The sequence below is a fragment of the Candidatus Zixiibacteriota bacterium genome (assembly GCA_040753875.1).
GTDB lineage: Bacteria > Zixibacteria > MSB-5A5 > GN15 > FEB-12 > DATKJY01.
In genome coordinates, this window is the sequence record JBFMDV010000024.1 from 11,436 (window position 1) to 32,701 (window position 21,266).

Genomic DNA, 21,266 nt, shown 5'->3' on the forward strand with positions numbered 1-21,266 from the left:
TCCGGATATTGTGAAATAAATCACACAAAAGCCGGCTCTTTGGCTGGTCGGCTGGCAACTTCCCCTCCCGCTAACAGTACTGGATTTGAGTAGCATAGGCACCGACAGCGCTGACCGTGGTTGCCCGAACGGGTTGTGCTGTGAGCACGCACCTAATTGAGGAAATTCCAGACAAATCCCCAGGACTGAAATCGCGCGGCGTCCGTGAAATACTCCCGCGATTCGACCGCCGTCTGAAACAAATTCTGGAAGATGTAGTGAAACCGAAAACGCCCCATCGTGAACGACAGCTTGCCGTTGACCACCACGCGGTCACCAAGTCCGGTCTTGACATACCCGTCGTATGGGCCGACGTACATGAGCTCTCCGTAGCCGAACAGGTCCAGGAGCTTTCGCTTCCAGGGCAGATGAATCTCCAGCCCGGAGAATGCCTGATACTCCGGCGTGTAGGCTGGTGCCGGAACCTCGGCATAGCTGACATAATGATAGCTTCCGCCCGCGCTGAAACGGATCAGATCAGCGAGGTGAACTTTCTGAAGGCCGCTGACCGTGACAAAGTCCACATCGCCATTGTACGGCGTGAACAAGCGCACAAGGTTGTTTTGCACATTTGCCGGTCGGTTATCCCAATCAATACCGTCGAACAGTTTACCGCCGGTAACGGACACGCGGAACGACTGATCAGCAGGTCCGATCTCAGCCGTGATCGAACCAACCAGTTGTCGCTCGGGGTCTAACGCTGCGTTCCCCGAATCGGCATAGTTGTAGGCGCCGGCACTGTAAATGTATCCGAGCCTGAGCGGCGAATGTAATTCGTGCAGCGATGGTTCTCGCTCGTTGTAGCCAAGCGAAGCCACCAGCAGCAAACGCTCCGTCTCTCGTAACCAAACTGCCGTGGCCGTCGGCAACAACCTGATAGCTTCAACATATTTCTGACCGAGCACAATCGCCCATCGCGAACGCCCATCGAGGTGTGCCAATCGCGCCGTCGCCGTCCCGGACCACCGCCCGTATGTACTGTGGCCATTGTCATATTCAAGGTGGGACGCGTCAATTTCGAGTTGACCAAGTGTCGTCCCGCGAATCCAGGTCCGGGTGGCAAACATCCCATGCCCCGTTTGATTGAATTGGCCATTGTAGACAACGCTCAGCCCTGTCCCCTGGCGAAGATGTCGATAACCGATCTCAGATACGGCGGTAGCCGAAGAGTTGGAGCGCTGATACGCAAGGTCTACTGAACGATCGAAACGGTGACGCGCTATATATTGGTAGCCGCTGTCCGGCCAGATAGGAAGACTGCCGCGCCGATCATACAGGTGACCAGCCACGCGCATGCTTGATCTGGCGCCAAGCGGCAACAGGAAATTGCCATCGTAATTATATGACTTGTCGTTGCCGGCGTAGACTATGCCTGTTCCCTGCCGATATGCTACCGACATGTCTATTCGCTTGCCGGAACCGAACCACTTGGAGTACCGCCCGCGAGCATTGGACAGGCCGTCCCGGCCCTTGTCCACTAGGAAGGCGCTGTGAGTATTGTTGTCCGCCCTGGGCTGTGGCCGAGTGATCATTGTCGCTATCGGTTGAGCGTCTCCGAACAGGTTCCCGAGGCCGCCCAGTACGAAATACACCTCATCATCAAGGGTCATGGGCAGGTCGTTGAAATCGATGAGGCCATCCGGTTCAACAACATGTTCAAACGGGTGTATGGCCGTGCCGTTCGACAGCACTGACATGCGACTGCCGCTGAGACCGAACGGCTGGACGGTCTCGCGGAGAGGAGCCGGCTGACGGTTGAACACAACCATAGCAGGATCGAACCGGGCGTAGTCACCTGCGTTATACCGGTACGAGCGCTCAATCTGATCTCGGCAATTCAGCCGTGAGGTGGCGAAATACACGATTGCGGAATCGAAAAAAGATAACGGGACCGGTCGCGGAGTCTCCTGGGCTTTCAGACTACGGTAGCGTTCTTCGAAGCGAAGCTGAGCCTTTTGTGCCTCAGATAATGTATCTACTACCTGCGCTGAATCGACCGGCGGCAGCGTATCAGGCCCAACGACCCTGGCGGAATCACCAGTCTGCGCGACCCCAGGCGTGGCCAGCGCGAGCAACGACAAGAGAATGAGCAGGCGCGCGTTCATAATCGGGCATGTTCTCGAAGATATAAGAACCGCGTAACCCCGAAAAGCAACGGAAAAATCAACAGGTTGAATCCGAGTGACACCAGCGTCCACAGCATACTGACAACAAACCGGGGCCAAAACGGCTGGTAAATCCAGGCGTCCACGACGTTCACAGGCAGATAGTACGCGAGGGTGCAGATGATGGCCGCCAGAACCAACCACGGCAGGAGTCGTAAATTGCTCATCGCACGCCAGTCTGCTTTGGCAGCGATAAACCCCACGGGACCCGATGCGGCCGCACCGACCACCTGCGCTACCATTACTGGCAGGCCGGCCGGTCCATATGGATTGAGCGTTGTCCAGAGCGCCATGCCTATCGCGCCCACCAATGCGCCGGCAACCGCTCCCCAGACAAAACCAGCCGTGAACACGATGAAGAATATCAGGTTGATATTGGGCAGATAGGAGGTGCTCCAGGACAAGACGTATATCAACGCCGAGAAGAGCGCCACGCGGGCTATCATCCTCGGCGCTACGCTCATCGGATCACAGCCACCTTGGTCTTCTCTTCGGCGAGCAACTCCCCGCCACCGTTGTTCCAGTCCTTGCAATACAGCCGCGCCACTCCCACATACACACCGGAAGCCACATTCGATCCTGAACTGTTCTTCAAGTCCCAGTCAACCAGATAGACATATTGGTCTCTCGGGTCACGATCAGCCACGTTGGCCGTGTCCGCAATTGTCGCCACATACTCTCCAGCGACATTGAACAAGTCAACAGTCATATAGAGACGATCGAGCGAGCAAACGGGCAAACCAGTGGAATCGGAGGGAATTTGGAAACGGAACCGAAGCGGCTGGCTATTCATGCTCGAAACAACCGCCGGATTCGGATAGGCATCAAGAACGGAGGGTACCGTGCCAAAAGCAGGTTCAGACTGCCCGTCGACATCCCAGGCCATTCGGCGGGTCAGATCCTGTGCATAGCGTATTGCGTCGGGATACGATGCGTCGCTAAAAATGAATGTCACCGCTGCAAACTGACGGGGGTTGAAAATCTCGAATCCAAATACCGCCCCGAACGGTGCGCCAAGAAGGCCGGTTTCAACAACGTGTGAGTCCAGATTCTGTACCGGTTCATAGATGATACTTACACCCCATGGTTGTATCAGGGAATCAACAAAGAAGGCCGGCGAGAAAATGGAGTCGATGGCCACGACAACAGTGTCAGTACAACCCGTACGAAATGCACATACCGAGTCTATGAATCGACATGCCGGCGGTATTAGTTGCGAGTCGATAGAAGTAGCGAAACCGGGGCAAATAGTATCCACAATGCGAATCACGCAGAGGGTATCCGGATCGACCCGCCCACAGGCGAGGAACCGCCAAGGCACGGCCACTCTGTTCAAGCCGTCCAACCGAATGTATGTTGCCGCCGTTTGCTGCGGCTGGAACTGGTTAGCCACTGACACTGATACGGGGTAGTTGTTGTGATAGGCCATCTTGTCGTCTGGAATTGCCGGGTAGGCACTCCGTTCCGGATACCCCACGCCCGCGGGCGCCAGTGACGCCCGGTTCCCTGTGTAGTAATTCCAAAGCGCAAATTCGCGAAAGGCAATTGGCAGGTCTGATTTCGGCGTGACCAGTGTGTCGATGGAACTGATCGAATCGATCGAGGCATTTGCCGCCGCCCAGACTTGCGGTCCAATCCCCATTTGTGCGCAGCGCTCCCAGATATCGCGGATGATGTCGGGACCGAATTGTTCCGCCAGATAGAGCGGCCACACCATCGAACCGTAAGGATGCAGATCCGTGAATCCTTTGAATTGTTGCAATGACACGGTCGGTTGGTTGAAGAAGTATGGCAGGTAGGCATAGTAGTCGTTAATACCGTCGTAGATCTCTTCTTCCATCCATGTGGCCGACATCTCCATCCAGTATCGTTTGACGAAACTCAAGTTGTAGTCTTCGGCTTCAGTGTAGTCCATCCCGAACTGCACGGCGTGGAAATACTCATGAGCGACCGTCACGCGCACGGCGTCAAGAGGCCGGCTCGCGTAGGACGGGATTTGCTGGTAGTCGTTGTCCAACTCTATGAACGAGGTGGCGCGAAGCGTCCCGGGACCGTCTATACGTACAGAATCCATATACGCCAGGCCGTAGAAATTGGGACTCAGGTTGAGGAGATAGATGTCATACCGGGCATCATCCCCTTGAATATAGAACGAATCGGACGGTGGCGCCGGATAGCCAAGGAGTGTAACCTCGTGCGCTCGCACCGAATCGGCGATGCGGGCGACGCCGTCCACAAAATCCGGTATCCCATTGGAGTTGTTGTCTACGTTCGCCTGGTACACGGCGTTGTCACCAGCGACGTCGTAGTGGATCTTGAACCACCCCGACGGACTGTTGAAACTGAGCGGCAACACTGGCCGCGGCGGCAATGAATCGATGCCAAGAGCTATTTGCAGGTTTCGGTCGAACTTGTCGCGGTTCATGACGAAGTCGGCCACCGCCGACATGCCGCACTTGATCGGAACGCTGGTATCAACCGAAGGCGCGACCGCTTGAATAAGTGATGACGGTGCCGGTTGATGTGTGACGTACAGGTAGTCTCGTACAATCTGCAGTTGCTCCTGTCGCGAAAGAACCGGTTGGTTATCCGCCATCCCCGACACGGCCACCAACAGGCTGACCGCCGCCCAGACTCGTATGCTCACACTTGTCCCCTTATCTGCTCAACATGTTTCTTCAAATCTGCAAGAAGAGAGGCCGGCACGCGCTGCGACCCCACCATGCCGTAGCGCCCCTCACGGCCATGAAAGTCCGACCCACCCGATATAACCAGGTGCCGCTCTTTGGCGATCCGCTTGAGACGTGCCACCTCATTCTGCGTATGCGAGGAGTGATACACCTCGATGCCGTCCAGTCCGAGGTATTGCAACATATCCAGATGGCGGGCGGAGTCATCGATGAATGGATGAGCCATGACGGTGAGTCCACCTGACCGATGCACCAGATCGATAGCGGCTTTCGGTTCCAGCGTAACTTTGGGCACGTAGGCAGGACTGTTCTTGGATATGTACCGGTCGAACGCTTCCTGGTAACTACCCACTTTATTGAGATTGACCATCGCCTCCGCAATGTGCGGACGACCGATCACCGAACTGCCGGCTCTTTCCTCAACGGCTTCGAACGGAACATCCATCCCCATATCACGCAGTTTCTCGACGATCATACGACCGCGGCGATTCCGCTTCTCCTGAAAGTCCAGCAGTGCCAGGTTTAGTTCCTCGTGGTCCGGGTCGAACAGGTAGGCCAGCATGTGGACATCATCATCGCCCACTGCTATCGATAGTTCTACCCCGGTTATGAGTTCCGGATCCCCGGTTTTCAGCATCCCCGCAATATCGCGGTACCCGGCCAGTGTGTCGTGGTCGGTGACGGAAAAAGCAGAGACACCGCTGGTCCGCACCAGATCGAGCAGTTCAGCGCTCGTACAGGTACCGTCAGAGTGGAGCGTGTGCATGTGCAGGTCGATGGTGTCATTCATGCATTACAGCTTGCTTTCAACCACGCGGGCGATCTCGCCGGCCACCTGCGCTGCCCGGCGGCGAACGGCCTCGGTTTCGCTGCGCGTACGATCAACAAAGTCCGTATCGGTGAGATTCTTCAAATTGATCCGCACATTATAGCTGGCCCCCTCGACGGCGGCATGGCCGGCCAGTCCCGCTACGCCGGCATCGCTGATAGAGTTCTCGTTCCCTTTCGTCGCCACCACGAATGCCAGTTCGAGAACTTCGAGTGCTCGCTTCATCACGGTCAAAGGCACAAGTGACGCCTTCTTGGTAGCTTCCTGGACTGCTGCTTCTCTTTTGGCCACGTCTTCGTCCGTGCTCTTGGGCAGTCTGAAGGACGCCATCACAGCGTTAAATGCCTCTTTATCATCGTCGATGAGTCGAGTCAACTCGGCGCGCAGGGTGTCCCCCTTGTCCCGGATGTGGGAAAGTTCGTCCTTTACGTCTTCGTATTTCTTCTTGCCGACAGTGAGGCGACAGACCATCGACGCGAGCGCAGCACTCAATGCCCCGCATGATGCCGCCACCGAGCCGCCCCCCGGAGCCGGCGACGAGGAAGCTACCTGGTCGTAAAATGATTCCGTGACTGTGGCCCCGCCTGTGCCAACACCGGCTGATTTGAGTTTCTCCTCCAATACTTGATTCTTGGAAAAGTTCTCCAACTGCAAATAGAAATCGGCCACATCGAGAATGGCATCGTTGGGCAACAGGCCGACGATCTCCGACGAGGTCACCATGACGCCATACCGGGCAGCCTCGCGCTTGATCGTCTCGAAGACGCGGAATATCGGCGTTTTGGTGTAATTGACCAGATTCATAGAGATCTGCACCTGGTTCCGTTCCTTGATCTCGAAACCGAGCGCTTTCACGAACTTGTACCCGCCCCGCAGTGCGCGGACAGCATCGGCGATCTTATCGGCGATCCACTTCTGATTGGTGTTCAGATAGACATTGAAGGCAATCAGGAGAAATCGTACGCCGATAGCGGTCGATCCGGCGGTGAGATTCATTTGCGCCGGCCCGTAGTCGGGTCGCCGCTCAGGATCGGTTGCAATCGTATCACGGATCCCTTCGTACTCCCCGGAGCGGACATTCGCCAGATTACGGCGCTTGGGGGAGCTGGCGGCATCTTCGTACAGATAGACAGGAATTTGCAGCTCCTCACCGACCCGTTTTCCAAGCTTATTGGCCAGCTCGATGGCCTCATCGATCTCCATCTCGAACAGCGGGATAAACGGGCAGACATCACACGCCCCCATACGCGGATGCTCCCCTTTGTGAGTGCGCATATCGATCAACTCGGCCGCTTTCTGGTAACCCCTGAAGGCTGCTTCGACCGCCAGTGACGGATGGCAGACGAACGTCACCACCGCGCGATTGTGGTCGGCATCCATTTCCCGATCAAGCAACGTGACTCCCTCGACCGATGTAATGGCGGAACAGATAGCGGTAATAACCTCGGGGCGGCGCCCCTCGGAGAAATTCGGAACGCATTCAACCAGCTTAGCCATGTAGACACAACTCCCGGAGCGGATCAGGCCCGGCGTCTCGTTTTGAGACCCCAAGCCAGCAGCGGCACCATGATCTCATGGTGACCGACGAAGTTAAACCCCTTCCCCGCCTGATAGGTGGGCCGGGTGACCACGTTCACCCGAGGGCGGTAATGTTCGATCATATCAAAATTGGCCGTGGTCAGCCGGCTTTTCCCTTTGTGCAGGTTACGCGCTACTGTCAGCGCTTTGAGAAAAACCTCCGGCAGGATCACCGCCGATCCAATATTGGCAACAACCCCGCCTCTGTCAATGGCCGCGCAGACACTGCAAAGAAGACGGAAATCCCGATGTGATGCGGCTCCAACTTTGGCGGCATCGAAATTCGGATGCTGCGCCACGATATCGGTGCCGATCCCCACATGTACGGTGGCCGGCAAACCAAGCTTCTGTGCGACACCAAAGACCGACAAATTCCGGTTGCGCGCTTTGCGTTCGTTGATCGCACGACCAGCCGCTTCGCCAAGACCGATCTGCTCTCTCTGCGCCAGTTCGGCCACCATGGCATACAACTCACCGGTCTCACGCGCCATCCCGAAAGAGCCGTCGGTCAGACCCGCCTGCACGTCTTCGGATGTGCCGCCAAAGAAGGCCAGTTCCAGGTCGTGAACAAGTCCCGCACCATTGAACGAGAACCCGGTCACCAGCAAACGATTCATCAGATCGATGAAGATTGGGGACAATCCGACTTTGATGGTATGGGCGCCAAGAAGCAGATGAAACGGGTGCCCTCGTTGGCGAGCGTTCCGCACCAATTGAATGAACTCATTCAGTTCCGAGGCTTTGAGAAAACGGGGAAGCGACTTAAGGAAACCGGAGGCCGCGGCCGGATCGTCGAACGGAACTCCGAACGCACGTACTTCGGTCTTGTTGTCCCGCCTCGATATGGGATAGCGGCTGACTTTTGCCAGATCGACAGGCTCCGGCCTGGACGGTCGTTTGGCCATAGGATCAGAATTCCCGGATATCGCCCAGGTGATAATCGGTCAGTTCGGCGGAGACCGAGCCAACCAGGATCTTGGATTTCATAAGCACCGGCATCCGGAGCCGGTCATCGGTAAGCCACACCGTGAGCGTTCCTTCGTTTTTGAAAACACCGACCGACTGGGTCAGCGGTTCGACGACAATGCAATCAAATGAACCGGCCGCAACCTTGATCCGCTCTTTCTTGAGCACCCGCACTTCCATACGGTACTTTTTGCCGTCGACGAAGTTGTCGACAAAAATCGACTTGCCTACCTCCAAAGGCTGCGTGCGCACAAAATAGAGGGCCGACAGAGCGTCCTGCACGTACGGTTCGACCGGGAGCGTATCTTTCTCATAGTGTACCGCACGGTTGATTTGATCGAACGCATACATGCGGTCGGCCCGGTAATTCCCCTCCCGCAGGTTTTTCTCAAAACGCCAGCTATAGACACCGACAGCATCGACAATCGATTCTACGCGATCCTCCACGCGATAGAAACTCGAAAAAAAGCTGTTGGACTGAGCCCGCGAGACAACCTGGTAACAGGGCCGCCCCTGGTACTCTATGAGCTTCGCAACTTCGAGTGACGCGCTGCCTGCATTGATGAAGCCATAGTTGATATCAAAAGTCATCCGCTCCCCAACGCCGAAAGCGACGTTCTCGATGAAGCGATCGATCGACGAGGCGTTGGCCTCACCGCCTGGCTGAGACGAATCCGAATCGGCCATCCCTCCGGTCGCCGTCACCAGGTAGATTGCCGGGATCGTGGCGGCCAGTGCGGCCACGATGACGGCCCACTTGATGCTACGTGGTCTGGTCAATGGCGGCCTTTTCATCTATCCGTTTTACAATCTCGGAAAGAAACTTGCCCAAATACTCTCCGATCTCCAGGAAAGTCGCGTTGTACCGATCCAGCGATTGCCCCACCGGATCTTCAACCCCTTCGCCGGTTAACCGACCGTCAGGGAAATTCTTGAACAAAAATACCTTTGGTTTGGCTTCGGGCGACAGACGCAGAATCTCCTTCACGTGTTCGGGAGTCATTCCCAAAACCAGATCGGCATCTTCGATGAGCCGTCGCGACAGAAGCTGCGAACGGTGCCGCGAAAGATCGCCCGACCAGATCTTCACGGCTTCGAGTGCATACAGAGTAGCCGGGAAGCCGTTGGCGGCAGCGGTGCCGGCAGACAAAACACGATACCGGCCCGGTCTGTCCTTGTCCAGCAGCACACGAAGCGCCGCCTCGGCCATAGGGGAGCGACAGGTGTTTCCTGTGCAGACAAAAAGTATCGTGTATGGCTCGCTCATTGAACGCCTTCGCTCGTCAGGGCCTGCCGGACCTCGTCTGCCGGTATGGCCCCTTCTCTCAGAATGATAACAGGATCGGCGCTGCAATCAACAACTGTTGACACCGGCCCCGAAAGCTTTCCCCCATCGACATATATCGCCACCGTATCGCCAAGTTCCGCCCGGATCTCCTCAATCGTCTCCTTGTCCGGGCTGCCTGAGCGATTAGCCGAGGTAGCGGTGATCGGGTAGTCGATATGTTCTATCAGCCGTGCGATCAGGACCGAGGAGGAGTACCTGCAGCCGATCTTGCCCCCGACCACAAGCGGAGGGGGCCAGGAGACTCTGGCTCGAAGTACAAGCGTTAGCGGACCGGGCAGGAAACGTTTGCCCAGTGATTGAGCGGCCGGAGTGATCTCGCCCCATTTGCCCATCGATTCTAAGTCCTTGACGAACAGTGCCGTCGGGGAACTGCCTGAACGCCCTTTCGCGCGGTAAAGATTATCGACCGACGATGGCTTGTCGGCTCTGGCGAGAATGCCGTAGCGGGTTTCCGTGGGGAGAACCACGAGCTCACCGGAATTCAGCGCTTCTCTGATAACGCCAACCACGGTTTCGGGCGGCGCGTGTGTGTCCAGCTCAAGAACCCGCACATCAGCCGGCCTTCTTGGGAGAAATGTCGCGGGAGAGTGAGTCGGTACTCTTGGGCACCCTTGGAGCTTCATACATCGGCAGCGCCTGCTGCACACCGACGTTGGCTGTCACCACAATGGCGTTGGGGTAACCGACCGAGCGTGCCTTCTGCACGTATGCTTCCGCCTCGGCGCGAGTTCGAAATTCTCCCACCCGAAGCTTGAAATACGGGACATCATAATCGAGCAGCACCGGTTGATCGAAGATCTCCTCGGCCACCTGCAAGCCATGGCGCCCCTCGCCATACGCTTCAAAAGTCAGCAACTGCACTCGGTACACCTGGTGGGTCGCGGTATCGCCGGGAGCAGTTTGGACACCAGGTGCCTGAGGACTCTGCTTTTCGGCCTGGCTTGCCAACTGGGCCGGAATGTTCACCGTGTCCTGGGGGAGCCCCAGCGGGTCGAAACCGGGAGGCACTTTGGTTACCGGCGCAGGCTTGGTTTCAACAACGTCCGGAGGCCGAAGGCCCCCGCAACCTGTTGCCATTATCAGTACCGCCGCGAGACCAAAGGCGATGCTACAGGTATTTCTTGAGCTTCTCATCCTGGCCAAGCCTTGCCAGCAGTTCCTTGACCTGGTTTACTTTGGTCTTGTGGGCGACCAGCGTGATATTGGCGGATCGGACAACCACCAGGTCCGCGACTCCAATACAGGCGATCAGACCGTCGGCGTCGTTGTACACGGTGGTTTCGTACGTATCCATCATTTCCGTTTCACCGACCAGTACGTTGTTGTCGGAGGTCCTGTCTTTATAGCGTTCCAGCGCGTTCCAACTCCCTACGTCGTCCCACACCATGTCCGCTTTGATCACCAGCACATTGCTGGCTTTTTCGAGGACGGCATAGTCGATGGAAATGGACTCGACATTCTTGTAGAGTGCGCTGCGTTTCGGCAGTTCCTGAGCAGTACCGATAGTGGCACCGTATTCGAACAGTTGTTTGTAGATATCGGGCCGGCATGATGAGATCGCCTGGAGTATCGCGCCCGCAGACCAAATGAACATGCCGCTGTTCCAGAGATACTGACGGCTGTAATAGTATTCCTGGGCCACGGTCAGTTTCGGTTTTTCGGCAAAGAGCGATACCGCGTGGACGACACTCTCTCCTTCATATGTATGCAGATCGCCGACCTTGATATAGCCATAGGCTGTTTCCGGCCGGGTGGGCACAATGCCGATCGTGATGAGTCGATCCTCGGCGGCGGCGATGGTGCAACCGTCTTCGAGTATCCGAAGCAGTTTTTCGGGCGGTCGAATCAGGTGATCGGCCGAAAGCACCACCATCACGGCGTGCGGGTCCTCTTTCTGAAGATGCACCGCGGCCAGACCGATTGCCAGACAGGTGTTCCTCCCCACCGGCTCCTTCAGAATGTGGCTGGTGGTCATGTTGGGCATGGACCGAAGAATATGTTGCGCCATGGATTCGCCGGTCACGATCCGGATCCGGTCCTCGGGGATAAGCGGACGCACCCGTTCGATCGTCTCCGCCAGCATAGTGCGGTCGGAGGTAAGGGTAAGAAACTGCTTGGGCCGTTCCGCTCGCGACAGCGGCCAAAACCGCTCCCCTTTGCCGCCGGCCATTATGACGCCGTAAATCACTGTCTCAACTTTCCCTTTTGACTACTCTGAATAGTACAGAATACCGATCCGCGCAACAGCCGTCAAGGTTTGTTTCCCGAACGGACAGTCAGGGCGGGATTCAGTGGAAACCGTCATACGACCAACGAGTCAACGAGCGGTGTCTCTATAGACAATATGTCAGCAAGTGAACGGCCAAAAGAAAGCACTTGACAGCAGGAACGGTGTATAACATTGTAATTGGACAACAATATGGAGCACAGCGCTCCACGGGGTTTCAGAAGCAGTTTCACAACAGATTTCCGGGTGGTTACGGCCATCAGTCGATGTATGGGAAGGAGGAATCTGAATGATTGAAGCATCCGCATTCCTGAGCACCATTCTCGGCATCGCGGCGAGCATTCTCGCGCTCTCAGTCCTGGTGCAGGTTCTGCAGGAAATGTACAAGTATCTCACCAACAGCAAATCGCTGGTCTATCAACAGGTTTTAACGGACCTGCTGGGCCCATCGGTACAGCGGCTCTGGACAGCACCGGAGTTCGCCGGATTGCGGGTTCGCGGTCCGTTCCAACTCCGCAGGCGACGCCCGGGAGGAGCTCTCTTGCCACTTCCGAAAGATGAACTTGTTTCCGCTCTGACCCGCACTGCCCCGCTCTGGACACAGCGAGTCATGGAGCAGATACAACGGGAGCGGACCGCCAGCGCAGCGCCAACCGCCCCCACATCGGTTTGGGCTTCGCTGCTTGCACAGCTGGGCGAGTGCCAACGGGGCACGCCCGGATTCTGGGTCGCCAGGGAGATAGCGCAGTTTCTTGCCCTCATTGAACATGACTGGCGACCGTCTGAAAACCGGGTCGGGCATATCTCAGCCAGCACAGAGATCGATTTCGCCCGGCTCGAACTCGCCTTCCGAGACCGCTTCCTCCCCCACGTCGTTCGCGCCGAACGACTTTTCCCTCTGCTCGACCGTCATTTGGAGTACGCCAATGGGCGAAGGAATATCCGCCAGACGTTTGTCCTCGGTTTGCTGGTAACGCTGGTAATGGGATTTTCGATACAAGAGTTGTTCCGACAGGCTTATGCCATGTCACCGGAAGATACCGTAGCAATAGCGGAGCGCGTGGTGAGCATCGAAGAAAAACACGCCACCCTTATGCGCGACAGCACAATCGGCGAGGATCAACGAATACGAGCGCTTGTCGACGAAGTGCTCATGCCAACTAAGGCAGCATTGCAGGAACTCCAGACAAGACAACTGCAACCCAGCAAGAAGCCCGTGTCCCTGGCCGAATACTGGGATGCTTTCAAACGTCGGTTGTCCTGGTCTTACTTCATAGGGTGTCTCGTGACCGCGATACTCATTTCGGTAGGAGCTCCGTTATGGAACGATATCGTCAAGTCGGTGCTCTACTTCCAGCAGTCACGTCGTCGCATGATACAAGGGCAGGCGCCTCCGGAGAAAGAAGGTGCCAGTGCCTGAACCGAATGATACACAGAGCACAATCGACCTGGTACGATTTCCATCGTTCGCTTCTGACCGTGGCTGGCGTTACTGGCTGAACCCGCGGAATCTCTGGGCGGCCCGCTATCAGCGACTCCGCGCCGATTACTCCATCGACTGGCGCCGCGCCTATCCGTACGACATGATCCCATCCGAGTTTTGCGACATCAATGGCCCCGGCACCCGCTCGACTCCATTCGCAGCGCTCCTGGGCGGCGAACGACGGAAGTTCCGCTTCCTCGTTCTGGGGGACACGGGTGAAGGGGACCGCTCACAATACTGTCTGCTTCCGCTCATCCATGCGCTCGCGCCCGATTTCATGATCATCAACGGTGACGTCGCCTACCCCGCGGGGCGTTTCGGTCCCGACCGGAACAGCGATGATTACCTCGCGGGGTTCTTCGAGCCGTATCGCGGTCTGGACATCCCGATCTGGGCGGTCCCGGGGAACCACGAATACTACTCGGACAGAAAGGGCCAGGAGTTTTTCGAGTTGTTCTGCACCAGAGCGCGGGAACGGGACTGGGCACAGTACGGGCTGCGCCTCATCCCCCAACCCGGAACATACTGGGAGCTGAAAGACGCAAAATTGAGAAACGACCTCGTGGTGATCGGGATCGATTCCGGGCGCGGCGCCAATCTCGATGGACATCACTCGTGGTGGCAGGTGTGGAAACGCCGTGAATCGCCGGATCGGGAACAGTTGAGCTGGCTCTGTGACCGACTCGGCCAGGCGGAGATCGATGACCAGCGTGTCATCGTCATGTTTCACATTCCGGCGCTCGTGAACGAACGGGACAAGTCGGACATCCACCTCGGCGAACTGCACAAGATGTTGGCCGCGTTTTCGTGCGTCAGACTGGTCATCACCGCCCATACGCACAACTACCAGCAGTATGGACCGAGCGTATTTGGTGATTACCTGAAGAGAGTCCATGGAACTGCGTTCGAGACCGAACCGCCCCACTATATCATGTCAGGCAGGGGCGGCGCATATCTGAACGCCACTGATTTTGATGACGGACAGTTCCGATCTGACTTCAGGTATCCGACCAAGAAGCAATGGGGAGACAGAATGAAAAATCTCTCGATTCTTCCGCACGTCCAGCAACTCGAAAAGAGCATGGTGGGGCGGATGGTGGCTCTGTTCGACCGCGACTCGATCTACGATATGGATACTGAAGAATTCCTGAGCATGCTTCTGGTGGATGTCGACCGGACCCAGCCAACTACCAGCGTCACTGTCACGCCGGTATGCCTCGACGGACTTTCGGTACTGTACGGTGAGAACCCGACGACTGATATCGACATCACCGACCCGAACCCGCCGCTTCTGTCCGGGGCGTTGAACAAGTGTTTGCGTAACGAGTTTGCCATCACGATTTGAGAGGAAATAGTATGCCCGACCAGGAATACCCGATTGTCGATATGCATTTTCACGTCGGCCTCGTTGGCGACACGTGGCCACATTTGGGACGAATGTCGCACGAATATCGCTCCCTCCCTGTGTACAAGATATTCCTGCTCTATGCCCATGTGGAGGAAGATCAGGTGTGCGATGCGGTGTTGAAGGAAAAAACGCTGGAAGTCATCAATTCGAGTGGCGTCGACAAGGTAGTCTGCCTGGCTCTCGATCCGGTCTGCACGGAGGCCGGGCAACGCGCTGAGTCTCGTTCTCATCTGTGGGTTGACAACGAGTACGTGATCGAGCTTCGAAACGAACTCGAGGACAGAATACTGCTGGGGGCATCGGTGCATCCGTATGACCTGCAGTTCAAAGAGCGGGTGAAGCAGTATGTCGACAAGGGTGCGGTGCTTCTGAAATGGCTGTCATCGGCGCAGCAGATCGATCTGGCGCATCCGAAAGTAGGCGATGCTCTTGAGTTTCTCGCTACGGTCAAACCTGGCGGCAAGCCGCTTCCGCTGCTGTTGCATTGCGGACCGGAATATGCTATTCCCTCGACCGACTCTCGAACAACGTCGTTCGATTATCTTCACTGGTCCACGTGGGACAGTGTGGTCAATTTCTTTCGTTTCAGTAAGAAATGGCACAAGCCGGACATTCCGAGGATTGTGCAGAATCTCGAACGGGGGCTGACGGCCGGTGCGGTGATTAGTTTCGCCCACTGCGGACTCCCTTATTTCTTTGGAGGTGTGTTGGGAGGATTGTTCGAACATTCGGAATTTGACCAGGTTGCCGAACTTCTGAGGCGTACGGCTGCCGGTGAATTCCAGGGAAAATGTCTTGCCGACATTTCTGCCCTCGCTACCCCGCTCCGAAAGAACTATTTCTCGAAAGTGCGCACGCTGCCGCAGGAGCTGCTATTATACGGCAGTGATTTCCCGACCCCGGTGTTTGAACTTTCAGCCGATGCCGGTGAGATGATTGAAGATCTGCGAGCGGTGCTGGACGGTCACCTTGACCGGATAGCGATTCCGCAGGATAATCTATTGGACGTGAATTTGCGCGAATTGCGAAACGCGTTTCCCGGTAGCCCGGTGTTCACCAATTTCGCCAGACACGGATTCGTATGAAGGATGGGTGGCGCTACGCGGCGAGCACGCCAAGGACGATCGAATTGAATTTGCTGGTCGTGGTGTCACTTCGAGAACCGAGAGCGATCGGCACTTTGCCTCCCACGATCACACCTCCCATTTCGCACTCGCCATAGAGCGCCATCGCTTTGTAGATGCCGTTGGCAGTCTCGATATTCGGCGCCAGCAGAGCATCGGCCTGCCCCGCTACCGGTGAGTATTTGACCCCCTTGGAGTGAGCAGCAAACATATCAACAGCGCAGTCGAGTGACAGCGGACCATCGATAATCGCGTCCTTAATCTGGCCTCGCTCCGCCATCTTGGATATGACTGCGGCTTCCATCGTGACCGGCATCTGCGGATAGACGACCTCCACCGCCGCCAGCAGGGCGATACGCGGATTCACGATACCGATACTCCTGGCTACTCGCACCACATTGCCGATAAGCGCCAGCTTGTGCTGCAGATCCGGTTCGATCATAACGGCAGGATCGGTGACCATGAGGAGTTTCTTGTATCGCTCCGGTTTCGTCACGGCCACGTGCGAAACGAAACTGCCTTTGCCGACAAACCGCATCTCGTGACGAAAGAGTATGCTCAGCAGTTCCGCCGTGAGAATCTTACCCTTGACGATCAGGTCGATCTCCCCTTGAGCGGCAAGGTCGGCAGTGGTCAGTACGGCTTTGTACATGTCCGGGACATCGAAGACCCTGGTCGGTGTGACGTCCACTTGTTGCTGAGTGCACTGTGCTCGGAATGCAGCTGCATCACCGATGATCGTCAGTTCGATCAAGCCGTCGTGGACAGCGCGCTCGCACGCAGCCAGCATGTTTTCGTCGGTCGGCGCGACAAACGCCACGCGAGTCAGAGCGGTCCGTGACACTTTATCGCGGGCACGCGCCACGACCTGTTGATACGACCGTATCTCCGGCAGATACATTTCCGGCAGGGTCATTTGCCCCTCCCTTGCCACAACTGGTGTTGCTGATAATAGTCGGCAATGACGCACGCAAGGGCCAATGACGCTTTCTTGTTCTTGACCGTATCGGTGCGTGAAACGAGCGACACCGGCACCCTCGCGCCCATGATAACGCCCGCAAATACCGCCTGCGCGAACTGGATGAGTGCTTTGGCGACAATGTTCCCTTCTTCAATACTGTCCACCAGATAGATGTCGGCATCGCCGATCACAGGTCCGCTTGCTTTCTGAATCTCAGCGGCCCGCTTTGAAGTGGCCAGATCAAACGACAGCGGTCCCTGTATCGCGATGTCGGCCATCCGCTCGATGGCCGGTTGGATGATGTTGTCCATGTCCGAGAGCGTGTGCGGCATCCGTTCGGACAACCGGTCGGTGGCCGCCGAGAGTGCAACCTTCACCGGTGACAAGCCCAGTGCTCTGCCCACCATCACGGCATTCTCGAGGATCTGGAATTTCTGTTCGTGATCCGGCCTTACCACCATGCCGCCGTCGGTGAAATTCAGAAGCTTATGGTAGCCGGGAATATCGAGAACCGCACAGTGCGACAAGGTGTTCTCGCCGCGCAGACTATATTGCTTGTCGAGCACCACTTTGAGGAGCGCTGAGGTGGGCAGAAACCCCTTCATGATGGCATCGGCGCCCCCCTCCGAGGCAATGGTAACCGCAGCGTGCGCCGCAGCGCCGACATCGGTCTTGTCGATCAACTCCAAATGGTCAATCGAGATCCCCTGTTCTCCTGCCAGTTTGCGAATGAGTTCCGCATCGCCGACCAGGATGCCCTGCAGGAAACCGTGGGCTTCGGCTTGGGACATGGCATCGATAACGTCGATGTCTTGCGCAGCAGCCACCACGACGCGTTTCTTCCGTCCTTCGCGGGCAATAGCGATCGCGCGCTCGATGAGCTGATCTGAAGAGTGAATCGGCTGAGCTGTCACTTGAACTGACTCGGTATCTCGGTCATATCTAATACGACTTCAACTGCTCCTGGCCGGTGAGGAACCTTACCCCCGCCGCCGCCAGAGCTTCCATCTCGAATTCGCCCGGTCTCACGACAATGCGTCCCAGGAACCCGCAGTATTTATGGATCTCCGTGACCAACCGCACCGAGTGAGCCATCCCGCCGGTGAGAATGATCGATTCGTAACTTCCTTTGAGGACGGTCGCGGCCGCACCGATCTCTTTGGCGATCTGGTACGCCATGGCAGTGAAATAAAGGAGCGCCCGTTTGTCCCCCCGGTCGATCATCTTTTCGACTTCACGGAGATCAGCCTGGCCTACGTATGCCACCAGTCCCGATTGTTTCGACAGTTTATCGGTCAACTGCTTTTCGGTGTACGTTCCTGAGAAGCAGAGTTTGACCAGGGCTCCGATCGGCAGTGCTCCCGCCCGATCGGGCGAGAACGGACCCATACCGAGGAGACCGTCGTTGACGTCAACAATCCTTCCCCTCTCCAATGCAGCCACGGAGATACCCCCCCCCATGTGAGCGCAGACGTAACTGACCTCCTCAAGCCGCTTCCCCTCTTTCTGGGCCTCACGCCGACAAACCTCTTTGATATTCAGCGCGTGCGCTCGGCATTTCCGTTCAATCTCAGGCATGCCGCTGACACGGGCGATCTCGGTGAAATTGTCTGTGGTTATGGGGTCGGCTATCAACGACGGCACGCCATAACGCGTCGCGAGGTGATGTGCGATGATCGCACCGAGATTTGAGGCATGATTCGAGTATCGCATCGACTGAAGATCTGACAGCATCTGTCCGGAGATGGCGTATGATCCCCCTTCAAGCGGCTTGCTCGGAGCGCCTCGACCCACCACGGCCTTGATCTGCCCCGCTTCAAGCTGAAGGGATGTTATCCACGCATCGATTGCCCGCATCCGAAAATCAAACTGGTCCGCTACATTGTCAAAGCTCGCCAGTTCTTTCGGATCATGACGGACCACCTCTTCTGAGACCATCCGGTCGCCGTCGAACAGCGCCACTTTCGTCGAAGTGGAGCCCGGATTGACTATCAGTAGAAACTGCGACACTGGAGTTTTACGCCTTGACTGCACTCAGAGAGATATCGCGGCCCCGTTTGAACGCGGTGATATTTATGTCAACCAGTTTCGGCTTGACCTTGCTCTTGATAGTCTCGATCCACAGGTCATAATCAAAGCTCATGTAGTTGGAAAGAATACCAAGCAAGATGGTGTTAACCAATCTGGGGTTTCCCAGTTCACCGGCGATCTTGTCGGCCTCGACGCCGATAACCCGGTTGAGTTTCTTCTTCATCTCGGCTACGGCGTCCAGCGGATAGTGGTATTTCCTGGACGATGTCACGATTGCTGGAATGAGTGTGGTGCGCGAGACGATCGCGATCCCGCCTTTCTTAAGCCAGGTGATGGCACGAAGTCCCTCCGCCTGCTCGAATGACAGCAGGATGTCTGCCTGTCCTTCCTGAATCGTCGGAGAATAGACTTTGGGAGCGATTCGGACGTGTGAACTGACGACTCCACCCCGCTGGGACATACCATGAATCTCCGACTTCTTAACATCAAAGCCGGCCGACATCGCCGCCTCGGAAAGTATCTCGGAGGCGAGAAGTACGCCCTGACCACCGACACCGACGATCAAAATGTCATATGAGTTGTCATTCATATCGCACCTATGCTTTCACGTACTGGCTCTTGAGGATGATGGCTTCTGGCGGACAGACCTGGGCACACAGCGTACAGCCGGTGCACAGTGTCTCGTCGATGACTGCCTTGGGATGCCCGTGCTTGTTGGTCTCACTCGACGCCGCAATAGCCGGGCAGGAGATACGGAAACAGGCGCTACAGGCAGTGCAGAGGTCGAGGTCGACCACGTACGGTTCGTCCATGATGCGAACCGGCATGAGCACGCACGGACGTGACGTTATGATGACCGATGGCCCCGGGCGCTGCATCTCCTCGGAGATCATGTGTAATGCGGCATCGTAATTGTAGGCGTCCAACTCCCGCACACTCTCTACGCCAAGTGCTTTGCAGAGATTGACAAGATTGAGTCTTGACGTCGGCTCTCCCATGAGCGTCTGGCCGGTCGCCGGGTGCTGCTGCCCGCCGGTCATGGCAGTGGCGCGATTATCCAGAATTATGACCGTGACATTACTCTTGTTGTAGACGGCGTCAAGCAGACCGGTAATGCCTGAGTGGACGAAGGTCGAATCGCCGATAACAGCGACCGTTCCTTTCTCGGAGCCTTTCACCTTCTCCATGCCAATGGCATTTCCTATCGAAGCCCCCATGCAGATGCAGGTATCCAGTGCATTCAGCGGTTCCATCACACCGAGCGTGTAACAGCCAATATCACCGGTGACAGCGACACCGAGTTTCTTGAGCGCCATGAACGCCCCGCGATGAGGACAGCCGGGACACAGCACTGGCGGACGAGGGAACATCTCATCGACCGAGATGGTCGGTGTCTCCACTCGGTCAAGCACTCCGGTCTCTTTGAGCCCTTGTGCCACTCGAAACGGGGACAGTTCGCCCAGCCGGCCGAAGTATCTCTTGCCTTCGACTTTTAGTCCCACGGCTTTGATCTGGTCCTCATAAAACGGCTCCAGTTCTTCGATAACAAACACGCGTTCGTGGCCATTAACGAACTGCTCGATCTTCCTCATTGGGAGCGGATATCCCATCCCGAGTTTCAGATAATCGAGGTCGGGTGCAATCTCCTTGGCATATTGATACGCCACGCCGCCTGTGATAATGCCAATCCGAGAACCATTAAGCTCAACCGTATTGAACCGGGTCTCTTCGGCAAAGCGCGCCAGTTTCTCCAGCCGTTGGTCAACCACCACATGCCGCTTGCGCGCATTCGATGGAATCATCACGTACTTTGAGGGATCCTTCACGAACCGCTTGTCGGGGCCGTGAACTGTCTCGCCCAGCTCCACGATACCTTTTGAGTGCGAGATACGAGTCACCATTCGAAGCATCACCGGTGTGTCGAACAGCTCGGACATTTCGTAGGCGGTTATCAGCATGTCCTTGGCTTCCTGGCTATCCGACGGCTCCAGAAACGGGATCTGACCAAATCGGGCAAAAAAGCGGTTATCCTGCTCGTTTTGGGAAGAATGCATCTCGGGGTCATCGCACGATACGATGACGAACCCGCCGTTGACACCAGTATAGGTGAAAGTCATAAACGGGTCAGCGGCGACATTCAGACCGACATGTTTCATGGTCACCAGGGCGCGTCCGCCCCCTATCGAGGCTCCGATGCCGACCTCGAACGCGACCTTCTCGTTGGGGGACCACTGCGAATAAATAGAGGGGAATCGTTCGGCCAGTGTTTCCAGAATTTCAGTGGAGGGGGTACCAGGGTATGAGGCCGCCAGCGCAACTCCGGCCTCATATGCACCGCGTGCGACCGCTTCGTTGCCGGACAATAATTCTCTCATAAGGGAGTCACTCTATAGAAAAACATGTCATTTCCAACCCAT

At 56.5% G+C, this 21,266-nt stretch carries 19 protein-coding genes; 3 read left to right on the forward strand and 16 right to left on the reverse strand.

What is annotated here, in order from left to right; translation table 11 throughout:
* Nucleotides 1–152: 152 nt before the first annotated feature.
* The 11 genes from AB1644_08470 to AB1644_08520 are packed head-to-tail and all read right to left on the reverse strand — an operon-like array spanning nt 153 to nt 11,803.
* Nucleotides 153–2,144, reverse strand: a complete 1,992-nt coding sequence (locus tag AB1644_08470; GenBank protein ID MEW6051075.1) for a hypothetical protein — start codon at nt 2,142–2,144, stop codon at nt 153–155.
* The gene (locus tag AB1644_08475; protein MEW6051076.1) at nt 2,141–2,668 is read right to left on the reverse strand and encodes an ECF transporter S component; all 528 of its coding nucleotides are present in this window, start codon (nt 2,666–2,668) and stop codon (nt 2,141–2,143) included. Before AB1644_08475 ends, AB1644_08470 begins: the two co-directional genes overlap by 4 nt.
* Complete coding sequence (locus tag AB1644_08480) at nt 2,665–4,851, reverse strand: MXAN_6640 family putative metalloprotease (protein ID MEW6051077.1); 2,187 nt, start codon at nt 4,849–4,851, stop codon at nt 2,665–2,667. Before AB1644_08480 ends, AB1644_08475 begins: the two co-directional genes overlap by 4 nt.
* Nucleotides 4,848–5,684, reverse strand: a complete 837-nt coding sequence (locus tag AB1644_08485) for a PHP domain-containing protein (protein MEW6051078.1) — start codon at nt 5,682–5,684, stop codon at nt 4,848–4,850. Before AB1644_08485 ends, AB1644_08480 begins: the two co-directional genes overlap by 4 nt.
* A 3-nt stretch (nt 5,685–5,687) precedes the next feature.
* Nucleotides 5,688–7,220 (reverse strand): glutamate formimidoyltransferase, encoded by a 1,533-nt coding sequence (gene ftcD / locus AB1644_08490; protein MEW6051079.1) that lies wholly within the window; start codon nt 7,218–7,220, stop codon nt 5,688–5,690.
* 23 nt (nt 7,221–7,243) lie between these two features.
* Nucleotides 7,244–8,206 (reverse strand): hypothetical protein, encoded by a 963-nt coding sequence (locus AB1644_08495; GenBank protein ID MEW6051080.1) that lies wholly within the window; start codon nt 8,204–8,206, stop codon nt 7,244–7,246.
* Between the two features lie 4 nt (nt 8,207–8,210).
* Nucleotides 8,211–9,047 carry a DUF3108 domain-containing protein gene (locus AB1644_08500; protein ID MEW6051081.1) on the reverse strand — a complete coding sequence of 279 codons (837 nt, stop codon included), beginning with the start codon at nt 9,045–9,047 and terminating at the stop codon, nt 8,211–8,213.
* Nucleotides 9,031–9,534 carry a low molecular weight protein arginine phosphatase gene (locus AB1644_08505; protein MEW6051082.1) on the reverse strand — a complete coding sequence of 168 codons (504 nt, stop codon included), beginning with the start codon at nt 9,532–9,534 and terminating at the stop codon, nt 9,031–9,033. Before AB1644_08505 ends, AB1644_08500 begins: the two co-directional genes overlap by 17 nt.
* Nucleotides 9,531–10,166: an L-threonylcarbamoyladenylate synthase gene (locus AB1644_08510; GenBank protein MEW6051083.1), complete on the reverse strand. Its 636-nt coding sequence runs from the start codon at nt 10,164–10,166 to the stop codon at nt 9,531–9,533. Before AB1644_08510 ends, AB1644_08505 begins: the two co-directional genes overlap by 4 nt.
* 1 nt (nt 10,167) lies before the next feature.
* Nucleotides 10,168–10,692, reverse strand: coding sequence for an SPOR domain-containing protein (locus AB1644_08515; GenBank protein MEW6051084.1), 525 nt, complete (start codon nt 10,690–10,692; stop codon nt 10,168–10,170).
* Between the two features lie 31 nt (nt 10,693–10,723).
* On the reverse strand, nt 10,724–11,803 hold the full coding sequence (locus AB1644_08520) for a sugar phosphate nucleotidyltransferase (GenBank protein ID MEW6051085.1): 1,080 nt from the start codon (nt 11,801–11,803) through the stop codon (nt 10,724–10,726).
* A gap of 328 nt (nt 11,804–12,131) precedes the next feature.
* Here AB1644_08520 and AB1644_08525 point away from each other — a divergent pair, with 328 nt between their 5' ends.
* From AB1644_08525 to AB1644_08535, 3 genes are read left to right on the forward strand one after another with little or no spacing between them, the layout of a single operon-like run.
* Complete coding sequence (locus AB1644_08525; protein ID MEW6051086.1) at nt 12,132–13,262, forward strand: hypothetical protein; 1,131 nt, start codon at nt 12,132–12,134, stop codon at nt 13,260–13,262.
* Nucleotides 13,255–14,670: a metallophosphoesterase gene (locus AB1644_08530; GenBank protein MEW6051087.1), complete on the forward strand. Its 1,416-nt coding sequence runs from the start codon at nt 13,255–13,257 to the stop codon at nt 14,668–14,670. The genes AB1644_08525 and AB1644_08530 overlap by 8 nt, the downstream gene beginning before the upstream one ends.
* Before the next feature lie 11 nt (nt 14,671–14,681).
* Nucleotides 14,682–15,818, forward strand: coding sequence for a hypothetical protein (locus AB1644_08535; protein ID MEW6051088.1), 1,137 nt, complete (start codon nt 14,682–14,684; stop codon nt 15,816–15,818).
* A 13-nt stretch (nt 15,819–15,831) separates the two neighbouring features.
* Here AB1644_08535 and AB1644_08540 read toward each other — a convergent pair whose 3' ends face one another.
* From AB1644_08540 to iorA, 5 genes are read right to left on the reverse strand one after another with little or no spacing between them, the layout of a single operon-like run.
* Nucleotides 15,832–16,773 (reverse strand): phosphate acyltransferase, encoded by a 942-nt coding sequence (locus AB1644_08540; GenBank protein MEW6051089.1) that lies wholly within the window; start codon nt 16,771–16,773, stop codon nt 15,832–15,834.
* Nucleotides 16,770–17,732: a phosphate acyltransferase gene (locus tag AB1644_08545; GenBank protein MEW6051090.1), complete on the reverse strand. Its 963-nt coding sequence runs from the start codon at nt 17,730–17,732 to the stop codon at nt 16,770–16,772. The genes AB1644_08540 and AB1644_08545 overlap by 4 nt, the downstream gene beginning before the upstream one ends.
* 28 nt (nt 17,733–17,760) lie before the next feature.
* Entirely contained in the window at nt 17,761–18,828 is a 1,068-nt protein-coding gene (buk, locus tag AB1644_08550) for a butyrate kinase (GenBank protein ID MEW6051091.1), read from the reverse strand.
* Between the two features lie 7 nt (nt 18,829–18,835).
* A complete protein-coding gene (locus AB1644_08555) occupies nt 18,836–19,438 on the reverse strand; it encodes an indolepyruvate oxidoreductase subunit beta (GenBank protein ID MEW6051092.1) in 603 nt (200 codons plus the stop codon).
* A 7-nt stretch (nt 19,439–19,445) separates the two neighbouring features.
* Entirely contained in the window at nt 19,446–21,224 is a 1,779-nt protein-coding gene (iorA, locus tag AB1644_08560) for an indolepyruvate ferredoxin oxidoreductase subunit alpha (protein MEW6051093.1), read from the reverse strand.
* Nucleotides 21,225–21,266 lie beyond the last annotated feature (42 nt).